Source organism: Bacillus sp. AC266 (assembly GCF_979253805.1).
In genome coordinates, this window is record NZ_CEEDEC010000004.1 from 463,870 (window position 1) to 476,856 (window position 12,987).

13 protein-coding genes are annotated in these 12,987 nt (G+C 36.6%); 4 read left to right on the forward strand and 9 right to left on the reverse strand.

Features of this window, described 5'->3' with window-relative positions:
• Window positions 1-4 precede the first annotated feature (4 nt).
• Window positions 5-997, reverse strand: coding sequence for a potassium channel family protein (locus tag AC0IXC_RS19345; RefSeq protein ID WP_002143915.1), 993 nt, complete (start codon window positions 995-997; stop codon window positions 5-7).
• Window positions 998-1,092: 95 nt separating this feature from the next.
• Between AC0IXC_RS19345 and AC0IXC_RS19350 the strand changes: the two genes are divergently transcribed.
• From AC0IXC_RS19350 to AC0IXC_RS19360, 3 genes are all read left to right on the forward strand, one after another.
• Complete coding sequence (locus AC0IXC_RS19350; protein ID WP_471653164.1) at window positions 1,093-2,376, forward strand: purine/pyrimidine permease; 1,284 nt, start codon at window positions 1,093-1,095, stop codon at window positions 2,374-2,376.
• Between the two features lie 358 nt (window positions 2,377-2,734).
• Complete coding sequence (locus AC0IXC_RS19355) at window positions 2,735-3,556, forward strand: Cof-type HAD-IIB family hydrolase (RefSeq protein ID WP_088040491.1); 822 nt, start codon at window positions 2,735-2,737, stop codon at window positions 3,554-3,556.
• Between the two features lie 209 nt (window positions 3,557-3,765).
• Entirely contained in the window at window positions 3,766-4,059 is a 294-nt protein-coding gene (locus AC0IXC_RS19360; RefSeq protein ID WP_000953390.1) for a DUF3817 domain-containing protein, read from the forward strand.
• A 38-nt stretch (window positions 4,060-4,097) separates the two neighbouring features.
• Here AC0IXC_RS19360 and AC0IXC_RS19365 read toward each other — a convergent pair whose 3' ends face one another.
• The 5 genes from AC0IXC_RS19365 to AC0IXC_RS19385 are packed head-to-tail and all read right to left on the reverse strand — an operon-like array spanning window position 4,098 to window position 8,563.
• A complete protein-coding gene (locus AC0IXC_RS19365; protein ID WP_215590527.1) occupies window positions 4,098-4,775 on the reverse strand; it encodes a uracil-DNA glycosylase in 678 nt (225 codons plus the stop codon).
• Between the two features lie 19 nt (window positions 4,776-4,794).
• A complete protein-coding gene (locus AC0IXC_RS19370) occupies window positions 4,795-5,787 on the reverse strand; it encodes an ABC transporter permease (RefSeq protein ID WP_002089839.1) in 993 nt (330 codons plus the stop codon).
• A complete protein-coding gene (locus AC0IXC_RS19375; RefSeq protein WP_002089840.1) occupies window positions 5,780-6,697 on the reverse strand; it encodes an ABC transporter ATP-binding protein in 918 nt (305 codons plus the stop codon). The genes AC0IXC_RS19370 and AC0IXC_RS19375 overlap by 8 nt, the downstream gene beginning before the upstream one ends.
• Window positions 6,694-7,575, reverse strand: a complete 882-nt coding sequence (locus AC0IXC_RS19380) for an SGNH/GDSL hydrolase family protein (protein ID WP_002034946.1) — start codon at window positions 7,573-7,575, stop codon at window positions 6,694-6,696. Before AC0IXC_RS19380 ends, AC0IXC_RS19375 begins: the two co-directional genes overlap by 4 nt.
• Window positions 7,576-7,585: 10 nt before the next feature.
• On the reverse strand, window positions 7,586-8,563 hold the full coding sequence (locus AC0IXC_RS19385; protein ID WP_471653165.1) for a LacI family DNA-binding transcriptional regulator: 978 nt from the start codon (window positions 8,561-8,563) through the stop codon (window positions 7,586-7,588).
• Window positions 8,564-8,660: 97 nt separating this feature from the next.
• Here AC0IXC_RS19385 and AC0IXC_RS19390 point away from each other — a divergent pair, with 97 nt between their 5' ends.
• Window positions 8,661-9,287, forward strand: coding sequence for a YczE/YyaS/YitT family protein (locus AC0IXC_RS19390; protein WP_002089845.1), 627 nt, complete (start codon window positions 8,661-8,663; stop codon window positions 9,285-9,287).
• A gap of 29 nt (window positions 9,288-9,316) precedes the next feature.
• On the opposite strand, the gene AC0IXC_RS19395 is transcribed toward AC0IXC_RS19390, so the two are convergent.
• The 3 genes from AC0IXC_RS19395 to AC0IXC_RS19405 form a co-directional block, all read right to left on the reverse strand.
• Window positions 9,317-10,612, reverse strand: a complete 1,296-nt coding sequence (locus AC0IXC_RS19395) for a homoserine dehydrogenase (RefSeq protein ID WP_471653166.1) — start codon at window positions 10,610-10,612, stop codon at window positions 9,317-9,319.
• A 138-nt stretch (window positions 10,613-10,750) separates the two neighbouring features.
• A complete protein-coding gene (gene metA, locus AC0IXC_RS19400; protein ID WP_002191327.1) occupies window positions 10,751-11,656 on the reverse strand; it encodes a homoserine O-acetyltransferase MetA in 906 nt (301 codons plus the stop codon).
• Window positions 11,640-12,938, reverse strand: coding sequence for a bifunctional O-acetylhomoserine aminocarboxypropyltransferase/cysteine synthase (locus AC0IXC_RS19405; protein ID WP_002068601.1), 1,299 nt, complete (start codon window positions 12,936-12,938; stop codon window positions 11,640-11,642). Before AC0IXC_RS19405 ends, metA begins: the two co-directional genes overlap by 17 nt.
• Between the last annotated feature and the right edge of the window lie 49 nt (window positions 12,939-12,987).

Here is a 12,987-nt window from a genome sequence, read left to right on the forward strand (position 1 = left end):
CTTGTCACCTCTTACTTTGTAGTTCTTTCTCAAATTGCCCCAGTTTCTCCACTGAACCAAATACTATTATCATATCATGTTCTTGCAGTTTTTCCTGCCCCGTTGGATTATGGATAATATACCCATCCCTTAAAATCGCTAAAATTGTTACATCAAATTGATTTCTCACATTACTCTCTAATAACGATTTACTAGCTAAGATAGAATCTTTACCAACTTGAATTTCTTCAATTACAAATGATTGCTCTATTCCATACAATACTGTATCAATATAATGAACTGTTAACGGATTCGCAATACCTTTTGCGATATGAATCCCTGCCATACTAGATGGATTAATAACCTTATTTGCACCAGCGCGCCGTAATTTTTCTTCTGTTTCTGGCTTTTCAGCTCTTGCTACAATTTTAATTGTATCATTAAGCCCTCTTGCCGTTAATGTAATAAATACATTTTCAGCATCGTTTGCTACGATAGCAACTAGACCGGCTGCCTTCGAAATTCCGGCATTATGTAACACTTGATCTTCAGTTGCATCCCCATGTACATATAAAAGCTTTTCCTGTTCGAATATACTTTCATCTTTATCCACAACTACAAATGGGATTTTCTTTTCCTTTAATTCATGTACAACTTGAAGCCCTACTCTTCCACAACCACATACTATAATATGCTTTTGTAACTGTGCTATTTGTTTATCCATCTTCTTCCTCCGCACTGCATGAAATAAGTTACCCTCAATGATCATAGCTGCAACTACCCCCATTGCATACGTAACGATACCGACGCCAACAGGTATAATAAGGAGCGCAAAAAATTTCCCCGCCTGTGTTATAGGCACTACATCACCATATCCAACCGTTAATACAGTAATCATCGTCATCCAAAATGCTTGAAACAAGCTAATCTCTTCAATTGTCATAAATCCTATCGTCCCTAAAATTACAACAAAGGTCATACATATAACTGCTATCCATAATTGCTTACGTGCATTCATATTATATTTCAACTCTTTTCTCTATCTACAATCTTTGCCAAAGGAAATGAAATACCTATATACTAGAAACGGAATCTATGAAAGAGGTTGATATAATGAAGCTATTTCTTTCTGCCTTACAATGGGCACTATTTATTTTAGCTGGAAGTCTTATTGTACCAATTAGTGTCGCAACTAGTTACGGCCTTGACGGCACTGAAGCTATCGCGTTTGTACAAAGAACATTATTTATTCTCGGTTTTGCCGGCCTACTGCAAGCTATATTTGGGCATAAACTTCCTATTCAAGAAGGTCCCGCAGGCCTTTGGTGGGGAATTTTCTCCCTGTATGCAAGTTTAGGCGTCGTATTATTTGGATCAAGTAATGAAACACTTAAGGTCCTTCAGTACGCTTTCCTACTAAGCGGAATTATTTGTATTATTCTTAGTGTTTTTGGACTTATCGATAAACTAGTTCGCTACTTTACACCTACAGTAATTGGAACGTATTTATTCCTTCTTGTCGCACAACTTAGTGGCTCCTTCTTAAAAGGTATGTTTGGCCTTGATGGACAACATACGGAAGTACAGCCAAAGGTATTTATTCTTTCACTCATTGTTATTTTACTATCTTTTTTCATTATGAAGCTACCTATTATTGGACGATATTCCGTTCTTTTCAGTATCGTCTGCGGCTGGATATTATTTGCGTGCTTCGGATTATCTAATCCAGTAACACCTGTGACAGATATAATTCGTCTTCCATCTCTATTTGTTTTTGGAATGCCTCGCATTGAATGGAACATGGCAATTACGGTAGTTTTCGTCACACTATTACTTCTAACAAATATGTTAGCAAGTATTCGCGTTGTACAAAAGGTTGTTTCTAAGTATGAAGAAGGTGCTGCTCCAGATCGCTTCAAACAAGCTGGCATTATAACAGGAATAAATCAATTGCTAGGCGGTCTATTTTCAGCCATTGGTCCTGTTGCCATTTCTGGATCCGCAGGATTTATTGCAACGACAAATATTTATAAACGCCTCCCATTTATGTTAGGGTCAAGCTTTATCATTCTTGTTAGTATATTCCCAAAGATTACTTCATTCTTTGCAGCAATCCCCGTCGCAGTTGGGTATGCTGCGATTTACCCTGTATTTGCAAGCATGATTGGTCTCGCCTTTCGCGAATATGACACTGTACAAAATAAAGAAAAATTATTTAAAGTAGCAGGTCTTTCAATCTTTACGGGAATCGGAGTTATGTTCGTTCCAGCCGGAGCATTTTCTACGCTGCCGCCATTTTTAGCATCTTTTTTAAGTAACGGTCTTGTTCTTGGATCTGTAATGGCTATCTTGCTGGAAATACTATTTTCTCGTTCGCACGAAAAACAACTATCGTAAATTGGAAAACTTCCATTATTGCACTCTACCTTTAGAGTTGTTACGATAATGATAAAGTGAAACTTTAATCAGTGGGGTTTTTGTTCATCCCCACTGATTATTAGTTGAACCAATCGGGCGTTTACGGGCAGTTAATCTCCCACCTAACTTCTTTGCCCCAGCTAAATTTTGAGGTGGGAGTCTTACTGCCCGGCAAATAGCGGGATAAATTATCATGGGCAACACGCTCATGATAATTTATACTAACAATGCAGAACTTCTCCTAATTTCATGTAAAGAGGTTCGATGTCTTACTATATATTCCCCAATATCTTCATAAAAATTTATTTCTATTCCAACAAAGAAAGGGATTTTCTATATGACTTATAAAATGATTGTTTTAGATTTAGATGATACTTTATTACGCGATGACCATACAATTTCCCCTCGTACGAAAGAGGCTTTAATGACAGCACAAGAAAAAGGAGTTAAAGTTGTACTTGCTTCTGGGCGCCCAACTTTTGGTATGCGCAATGTTGCAAAAGAACTTCTTTTAGAAGAATACGGTAGCTTCATTCTATCTTTTAACGGTGCTAAAATTATTAACTGTAAAACAAATGAAGAAATCTTCAGTAGCACGCTATCTCCTGAAATCGTTCACAACCTATTTGAAATTAGTAAAACTGAAGATGTATGGATTCATACTTATATTGGCGATGATATCGTAACAGAAGAAAATAATCCTTATACTAAAATTGAGGGCGAAATTACTGGCATGCCGATTATTGAAGTAGATGATTTTAAAACTGCTGTTAAAGAACCTGTAGTAAAAGTATTAATGAATAAAGAAGCTGAACGCCTTGTTGAAGTAGAAAAGAAACTACAAAAACAACTAGAAGGTCAATTAAGCGTTATGCGCTCTAAACCATTCTTCTTAGAATTTACAGAACATGGTGTTACGAAAGGAACGAGCTTAAACCAATTAATCCAAAAACTTGGTATTAAGCGCGAAGAAGTTATCGCAATGGGCGATAGCTATAACGATCAAGCGATGATTGAATTTGCTGGTCTTGGCGTTGCGATGGGCAATGCACCAGATGATATTAAAGAAATTGCAAACTATGTAACAGATACAAATATGAACGATGGCGTTGCAAAAGTTGTAGAGAAATTCGTTTTAAAAACGGAAGTACTTGTTTAATATTTTCATTCATAAAACCTATTTGAAGTCAAACACTTCAAATAGGTTTTTATTTAAATTACAACGCTTTTGTGACTATATTTTGAACTTTGCACTATTCTCGTAGTGTAAACTTTCTTTTTGTATATAATGAAACAAAATAGACTATTTCATTTTGAAAAAGAATACAAATTTACTATATACAAGCATACATTAAAGGAGGCTACTTCATGTTATCTACACCAATCGGAAGATTAAGAGCAATCGGCTTAATTGAGGGGATTTCTTTCCTATTACTATTATTTGTAGCAATGCCATTAAAATATTTTGCAGGGTTTGCAACAGCTGTTAAAATTACAGGCATGGCTCATGGCGTTTTATTTATTCTATTCATCTTTGCAGTAATTCAAGTAACAATCGTACACCGTAAATCAATTTTATGGGCACTTGGGGCATTCGTTTCATCAGTTATCCCATTCGGTACTTTTGTACTAGATGCAAAACTAAAGAACGAACAACAATAATAAAAAGGTAGTTAACAACTGTTAACTACCTTTTCTATTTATAAATTTGGAATTTCCCAATCAATTTCTCTTTCGCCCATATTAGCTAAAATCGTATTTACTTTAGAGTACGGCTTACTTCCAAAGAAACCTCGTCTTGCTGATAATGGACTTGGATGTACAGACTCGATAATACGATGACTCGTATTCGTAATTAACTTTTTCTTCGCCTGAGCATGGCGTCCCCATAATATGAAAATAACTGGCTTTTCACGTTCATTTAATAGCTCAATTACGCGATCTGTGAAATGCTCCCATCCTTTTCCTTTATGAGAATTCGCCTCACCTTGACGAACCGTTAACACAGTATTTAATAGTAAAACCCCTTGCTCCGCCCATTTTACTAAATAACCATTATTCGGAATTTCATAATCGTATTCATCTCGAAGTTCTTTGTACATATTTAGCAATGATGGCGGCGTTTTAATACCAGGTTGTACCGAAAAGCTTAAACCATGCGCTTGATTCGGTCCATGATATGGGTCTTGTCCTAAAATAACGACCTTTGTATTTTCATAACTTGTATACTGAAGAGCGTTAAAAATATCTTCTACCTTTGGATAAATCACATGCTCCTCATACTCTTCTTTTAAAAAGTTAGCTAAATTTTGATAGTATTCTTTCTCAAATTCTGGCCCCAGTAATGTTCCCCAATCATTCTGCAAAATGTTTTCCATGCCTTCACTTCCTATCCAATTAATTCACCATATCCTGCCTTGTAAATACTACAAACGAAATGATAAGAGATACTACTGCCCAAACCGTTAAATTTATTAAAGAAAATCCCATTGATAACCCTTGTAATGCAGGAAGTTTTCCTGATAAATAATCCGTTAGCGATAAGTTGACACTAAAAATGTATTTCGCACCTTCCCAAGACGTTGCGAATGAACTTAAAATGCCGCCTGCAATTAACGCAGCTAACATAACGCCCATACCAGCTGGTGTATTACGAATTAAAACAGAGACCATAAATGATATAGTTCCAACAACGATAGCAACAAACCAAGCTAGTCCGTACGCCATTAAAATGTATTGCCACTGCGGAATAAGGTGTACAAAGTTTGTATTTAACGTTTCCTTATCAATGACGAATCCTGTTAACACAGGTAAATTCCATCCAGAGTATCCAAATACAAGCCCTGATAATGCGTAAGCAAACAAACCGACAAGAAGCAATATGAGCGAAATGAAAAATAACATCGTCACATATTTACTAAGGAGTATTTTCCAGCGCCGAATTGGCCTCGTCAGAAGCATTTTCATCGTACCATCACTTCGTTCTCCTGAAACAATATCAATGGCGACAATCATAACGAGCAATGGAATAAATAACGTTATTCCTTGTTCAATAAACGCCCTCACAAATGTCGGTGCTCCTGGCGCAGTCGGATTAATATTATGATCTAAATAATATTGTTGTTGTTCCACTCTTACTTTTAACCAATCCCGCCATTCTTCTGGCAATCTAGAATTGTTCAAGCGGTTTTGTGAATCAACAATTTGTTGCTGTAATGATACTTTCCAATCGGTCGTACCAAGCCTTTTTTGCGTCGTTTCTATTTCACGATACTGAGCATACACAAAAAGTGGAATCAAGATTGCTAAAATAAGCATGACAACAACAATTCGTTTCTTACGATAAATCTTTTCTGATTCATTTAAAACTAGATTCGCAAATTCACGCATGTTGCTCACCCCTTGTGAGTTCAATAAATAAATCTTCTAGCGTAAATACAAGCTCTTTGACGCTATGTACATCTATCCCGTTTTCTACAAAATGCTTATTCCAAACATTAATAGACGCAACATCCATACGACATAATAAACGCTCATCTTCTACACTAACTTCCTCTATCTCTTCAGCAGCGTCTAACATGTCTTTCGCTTTGGAAATCGGTGTAACGACCCATTCCACACGATCACTCGCTGTTTTGATCAACTCTTCAATAGGTGCAACTGTTATCATTTTTCCTTTATGAATAATAGCAACACGGTCGCATATCAGTTGCACTTCACTTAGCAAGTGACTCGAAATAAATACACTCATATTTTCTTCTTTTACAAGCTTATGTATAAATTCCCTAAGTTCTCTAATCCCAGCTGGATCTAAACCATTCGTCGGTTCATCTAATATGAGCAATTTCGGGTTTCCAAGTAGCGCCTGTGCAATTCCAAGGCGCTGCTTCATACCAAGGGAATATGTTTTTACCTTATCGTGAATACGCTCATCTAAATGAACCATTTTTGCAATTTCAATAATACGTTCATCTGATATATCACCAAGCATGCGCGCAAATTGCTTTAAGTTTTCCCATCCCGTTAAATATGTATAAAGCTCTGGGTTTTCAACTATACTTCCAATTTGACGCATCGCTTCTCTGAAATTTTCCTTAATAGAATAACCACCGATAGAAATAGTACCTTCTGTCGCTTTAATCAGTCCGACTAACATTCGAATTGTTGTCGTTTTCCCGGCTCCGTTCGGTCCTAAAAAGCCAAACACTTCTCCTTGTTTTACATCAAATGAAATGTCCTCTACAAGCGTCTTCTTTCCAATTACCTTCTTCAAGTCTCGTACAGAAAGTATTGTCGTCATTTTATCCCTCCTTGCTCTAGTTTTAATTTGCTTACGACGTTTTGGACTAATCGCTCTGCCATATATGTGTAGCCTACTTCATTCGGATGAAAATGATCGGAGTATAATAAATCTTTTCCACGATTTTGGAATAAATCAAATGTCGGTGTAATATATACATTTTTATCATTTAATGCTAACTTCTCTAAAGAAGCATTCCAATCCACAACAATATTTGATGAACCTCTTAAATCTTCTACATCCTCAAAAGGATTGTATAAACCTAGCCAAAAAATAGGACTATCTGTGTTTAATTTACGAATTTCTTCTATAATTTTCTTCGCTTCATTTTGAAACGTTTCCGTATCAGGACGATACGTCTCTAAATCTATCTTTCCGAGCGATTCCCATCCTGGGAATAAATCATTTCCTCCAATTGTTAAAACAATTACATCTGCTTGCTTAATTGAATATTGAGCTCCGCTGCTTTCGATTTGTTTTAATAAATCAGGCATTTTCGCACCACTAACTGCCAAATTGCTTAGTGCAACTTTTTGTTTATAGTCTTTTTGTAAATTCTCTTTCATTCGTCCAATATAGCCAATTCCTTCTTTATCACCAACGCCGCGCGTTAACGAATCACCTAAACTAACTACTTGTAACGTTCCCGTTTTCTTTTTCTCTTTTGCCACTACGTCAGTCTTCGTAATTAATTTTGAAGCTTTCGGATTTAATACATCATTTACACCCGAAACAAAACCGTATGCAAATAAACAGAAAGACGCAATTGTAATGAGTAGAATTACTTTTACTAATTTTGATCTCATATCAAAACCCCTTTTAGCCCCTATAGATTGTCCATAATTATACCAAACGAATTTTCGAAAAGCGATTTTCACACCTTCTCTATTATGTCGTTTCCCTATCTACCAAATCTGGTAATAACTCTACATGTTTCACATCTATTTCCTCATCATTAATCTTTTCATATAATAATTCAAATGCCTTTACACCAACATTTTTACTAGAATGCGAAATCGTCGTAATACCTAATATATTTGCCACCTCTTGATCATCACATCCGATAATCGTAATATCCTCCGGGATACGAATTCCTTGTTTTTTCGCCTCCGTTACCATTCCTGCAGCAATATGATTGCAAGATACAAGAAAAGCCGTCGGTTTTACAGACATACGAGCCCATTCCCTGACTACATTGCGCCCATCTTCCACCGTAAAACAGCCCTTAAACTTCCAGGCATCTAACGGTGTTACAACAATCTTTTGAAGTGAATCCTCATACGCCTTTTTTCGCCTCTGGCTATTAATACTATTACTTCTTCCAATGCAATATCCGATACGTGTATGACCAGCATCTATTAAGCTTTTCATCCCGCGCAAAAATACTTTGTAGTAATCAATATGTACACTCGAAATGAAATTCGAATCTATTTCTTCACACATCACAATTGGACCAAACTTCGTATACTCTTCAAGTTTTTCCTTACTATTTGTCCGTGAACATATAATTACTCCATCAAGCTTTTTCATTTTTAACATATGTAAAATTTCAAGCTCTTTTTCTTCGCTATAATTTGTCTGGCAAAGCATCATATTATAATTGTTCTTTGCGGTTTCCTTTGATATCCCCCCAATAATGGCACTGTAATATTGATCATTTACGTGCGGCAATAAAACGCCAATTACATTCGTTTTTCCTTTCACTAAATGAATCGCATTCACATTTTGCGTGTAATTTAATTCTTCAATAATCGCTAAAATCTCTTTTCGTTTCTGTTCATTCACATACGGATGATTATTGAGTACACGTGAAACAGTTGAAACAGATACCCCAGCAAGTTCAGCAATCTTTCTTATATTAGTCATCTCATTCTCCCTTCCCCTCAAAAATTCTCGCTTGACCTGGTAAGCTTTCCACAGTATATCCTTTCTTAGCAAATACATTTTGAAAGGATATACAACTATGCTTCGATTCAAACTAGAATATATATTTTTCATTGGCGGTTTACTCATTCTCGCCATCGGTATTAATATGATGACGACAATTACTTCCTTTGGACTTAGCCCTTATGATTCCTTCTTTATTGCACTATATCAAAATTTTGGGATAAGTATTGGTTTTTGGATTTTCATGATTAACTTTGTTTTTACCCTGATCGTACTCTTTTGGGACAAAAAACAAATTACAATCGGCACAATTGTAACGATGATTCTTATTTCTCTTTTTGTTGATTGGGTTGGTTCTATTACGACCATTATGGACATTATCCGCTCTCTTCCAAAATATATAACACTTATTTGCGGAAACCTATTCGTCGGAGCCGGAATTGGTCTTTACGTCTCTACTAACCTTTGTGCAGCACCTCAAGAGGCTTTCGTTTTAACTGTTGCTGAGAAAAAGAAATGGACATTTAGAAGAACAGAAATTTCATTAGCTTTTTTATTTTTAACATTAAGCTTCTTATTAGATGGGCCAATCTATTTTGGAACAATTATCTTATCCTTTACAACAGGTTGGATTATTCAAGCTTTTATTCAAGTTGGTACGCAGATTTTAAATAGAAAAAAACCTATTAAGCAAGCCGCTTAATAGGTTTTTTCGTTTTATTAGAAGAGATACTACTTAGCATCTCCTTCAATTCGATAATTTGCTTTCACACAATCTATTTCTTCATACGATTGCAATGTATGTAGAATGTACTCATAATCCGCAAGAGAAGCACGATGCGTTACAATTACTATTTCTGCTTTCCCTTTCTCTTCAAGTGGCATTTGAATAATCTTTTCAAAACTAACACCGCGCTCAGAGAACAATGATGTAATTTTTGCAAACACACCAATTTCGTCTTTCACATGAAGTCTTAAAAACTTTTTCACAATAATTTCATCTGGCTCTTTTAGTACCTTTTGATATTGCGGAACTACAGCACTATTTCCTGTTACACCTAACCTAATATTTTTCATTACAGCAACTAGATCAGAAACAACAGCTGTCGCTGTCGGTAAGCTTCCTGCTCCCGGACCATAAAACATCGTTTCTCCTACCGCTTCACCATACACATACACAGCATTATATTCATTTTGCACTGCCGCAAGAGGGTGTGCATTTGGAAGTAACGTTGGCTCAACTGTAACCTCTAATTTCTCGCCATCTCGCTTTGCAAGACCAATTAATTTAATTGTATAGCCTAAGCTCTTACTATATTCAATATCTTCTGCTGTAATAGAAGTAATCCCTTTTACCTTCACATCTCCAAGCTCTACATTTGTAGAGAAACCGAGAGTAGCCAAAATCGTCATTTTTCTTGCTGCATCCAAACCTTCTACGTCTGATGTTGGATCTGCTTCTGCAAATCCAAGCTGCTGAGCTTCTTTTAACACGTCGTTATATGCTCTCCCTTCGTCTGACATTTTCGTCAAAATAAAATTTGTCGTTCCATTTACAATTCCCATTACTTTCGTAATAAGATCTGAAGAAAGTCCTTCTACGATGCTTCGTAAAATTGGAATCCCTCCAGCTACACTTGCTTCGTAAAATAAATCAGCCTGATTATCTTTTGCTACCGCTAAGAGTTCCGCTCCGTGTAACGCCATTAAATCTTTATTTGCAGTCACAACGTGCTTCCCGCTTTTTAAAGCTTGTAAAATATATGCTTTTGCATCATCAATGCCGCCCATTACTTCAATGACAACATCAATATTAGGATTATCTAAAATTTCATTCACATCTTGTGTTAATAGAGTAGAAGGCACGTCTACTTCTCTCTCTTTCTCAATGTTTTGCACCAATACTTTCGTTACTTTCACTGGACAACCTACTTGGTGTATAAGTCGTTCTTGATGATCTGTAATAATACGAACTACACCACTACCAACTGTCCCAAGACCTAATAACCCCACTTGAATTTCTTTCATAATACTGTCCACCCCTCAAAAATTGTGTTTAGATGCCATTATATAGACAAAAAATCTGAAAAACAATGTATTTTGAATATTAAGAAAAATAAAGGTTAATCTTTACAAATAAAACGCTACCACGTGTTATACAATCATTTACAATATATAAGGGGTTTCTTGATACACGTAATAATTCAGCCAATTAGAGAATAATAAATTCCCATGACTCCTCCACCTAACAATTGGCTTCTCATTTGGATTATTATGTTTAAAATAATTTTTTGGCACATCAATATTTAATCCTTTTTGGCAGTCCCGTTCGTATTCTTGCTTTAACGTATCACAACTGTATTCACTATGTCCGAGTGCGAAAACTTGCCTTCCCTCTTGCCCAATAGCAAGATGAACGCCTGCTTCTTCAGAATTGGCTAATAACGTTAATTCTTTCACTTTTTCAATATCGCTCTCTCGTACTTCTGTATGACGAGAATGCGGAGCAAAAAACACTTCATCAAACCCTTGTAACAATTTCACATGTTGCTCGCGAACCTCATGTTCAAATACACCAAACATTTTTTCCGCAAGAGGATACTTCGGCACACCATAGTGGTAATACAAACCAGCTTGTGCCCCCCAGCAAATATGAAGCGTAGATGTTACATTCGTTTTTGAATACTCCATAATACGTCCAAGCTCTTCCCAATAATCTACTTCTTCAAAAGAAAGAGTTTCAACTGGTGCTCCTGTAATAATGAGTCCATCAAATTTTTCATTCTCAATATCACGGAATGTTTTATAGAAGCTCGTTAAATGGTCCTGCGCTACATTGCGAGACAGATGCGATTCCATATGAAGTAAATGAACATCTAATTGCAACGGTGTATTTCCAATTAAACGAAGTAATTGCGCCTCTGTTTCTTGTTTTGTAGGCATTAAATTTAATATAGCAATTTTCAAAGCACGTATATCTTGTGTTACTGCTCGCTCCTTCGTCATTACAAAAATATTTTCCTTCTGCAATACTTTGCGAGCTGGTAAATCTTTATCAATTATGATCGGCATGTTGTTTGCCTCCGACTAGTGCCGCTTCTAAATCTGCAATAATATCAGAAACATCTTCTATACCGACCGATAAACGGATTAAATCAGATGTAACGCCAGCTAAACGCTGATTTTCTGCGCTTAATTGTCTGTGCGTCGTACTAGCAGGATGTATTACACAAGTTCTTGCATCAGCTACATGCGTTACAAGAGTTGCAAGCTTTACATTTGCGATAAATTCTTTCGCTGCTTCTAATCCGCCCTTAATACCAAATGTTAAAACTCCACTAGCACCTTTTTTCAAATACTTTTGTGCTAACGAATAATTTTCATTACTATCTAATCCTGGATAATTCACCCATTCAATGCGATCATGATTGGCAAGCCACTTAGCAACTTCGAGAGCATTTTCACTATGACGCTCCATTCGTAAATGCAATGTTTCAAGGCCAATGTTGCTAATATATGCATTGAATGGGCTCATACAGTTTCCGTAGTCTCTTAATAACTGAACGCGTGCTTTCACAATATACGCTGCTGCTCCAAAATTTTGAACATAGCTTACGCCATGATAACTCGGGTCAGGTTCGACAAGCTCAGGGTATTTTCCATTTGTCCAATCGAAGTTCCCTCCATCTATTACAATCCCACCTAGAGAACTTGCATGGCCATCAATATATTTCGTTGTAGAATGGACAATGATATTTGCCCCATGTTCAAACGCCTGGCATAAATAAGGCGTCGCCAATGTATTATCAACGATAAAAGGTACTTCTAATTCTTTTGCTGCCGCTGAAAGTTCTTTGAAATTCAAAACGTTCATTGCTGGATTTCCTAACGACTCTGCATAAACGAGTTTTGTCTTATCATTAGCAAGTGCCGCAATTTCATCTGCCGTTAAATTAGGATTAAAGAACGTAACATCTATGCCCAGCTTTCGCAAACTCACTCCAAATAAATTAAACGTTCCTCCGTAAACAGTTGAAGAACAAAGTAAATGGTCTCCACTACTGCAAATATTTAAAACCGCAAGCATAATGGCTGCCTGCCCAGAAGCTGTTGCAACAGCCCCTACACCGCCTTCTAAATCTGATAACTTCTGCTCAAATGCGGCTAGAGTAGGATTTCCAATACGCGTATATATATATCCCTCTGCCTCCAAATTAAATAGTGCTGCTAAATCATCTGACGTATCGTATTTATACGTTGTACTTTGATAAAGTGGCAAAACACGCGGCTCACCATTTTTTGGCGTATAGCCACCTTGCACACAAATCGTTCCTTTCCCCCATGATTCTCCCATCTCTCATTCTCCTTTCTTTTATCCCGCTATTTGCGGGCAGTAAGACTCC

Excerpts from the sequence above, each read along its gene's own strand:
- AC0IXC_RS19355 (WP_088040491.1), top strand. The coding sequence starts at position 2,735 with ATGACTTATAAAATGATTGTTTTAGATTTAGATGATACTTTATTACGC.
- AC0IXC_RS19405 (WP_002068601.1), bottom strand. The coding sequence starts at position 12,938 with ATGGGAGAATCATGGGGGAAAGGAACGATTTGTGTGCAAGGTGGCTAT.
- AC0IXC_RS19390 (WP_002089845.1), top strand. The coding sequence starts at position 8,661 with ATGCTTCGATTCAAACTAGAATATATATTTTTCATTGGCGGTTTACTC.
- AC0IXC_RS19375 (WP_002089840.1), bottom strand. The coding sequence starts at position 6,697 with ATGACGACAATACTTTCTGTACGAGACTTGAAGAAGGTAATTGGAAAG.
- metA (WP_002191327.1), bottom strand. The coding sequence starts at position 11,656 with ATGCCGATCATAATTGATAAAGATTTACCAGCTCGCAAAGTATTGCAG.
- AC0IXC_RS19370 (WP_002089839.1), bottom strand. The coding sequence starts at position 5,787 with ATGCGTGAATTTGCGAATCTAGTTTTAAATGAATCAGAAAAGATTTAT.
- AC0IXC_RS19385 (WP_471653165.1), bottom strand. The coding sequence starts at position 8,563 with ATGACTAATATAAGAAAGATTGCTGAACTTGCTGGGGTATCTGTTTCA.
- AC0IXC_RS19360 (WP_000953390.1), top strand. The coding sequence starts at position 3,766 with ATGTTATCTACACCAATCGGAAGATTAAGAGCAATCGGCTTAATTGAG.
- AC0IXC_RS19350 (WP_471653164.1), top strand. The coding sequence starts at position 1,093 with ATGAAGCTATTTCTTTCTGCCTTACAATGGGCACTATTTATTTTAGCT.
- AC0IXC_RS19345 (WP_002143915.1), bottom strand. The coding sequence starts at position 997 with ATGAATGCACGTAAGCAATTATGGATAGCAGTTATATGTATGACCTTT.
- AC0IXC_RS19365 (WP_215590527.1), bottom strand. The coding sequence starts at position 4,775 with ATGGAAAACATTTTGCAGAATGATTGGGGAACATTACTGGGGCCAGAA.
- AC0IXC_RS19395 (WP_471653166.1), bottom strand. The coding sequence starts at position 10,612 with ATGAAAGAAATTCAAGTGGGGTTATTAGGTCTTGGGACAGTTGGTAGT.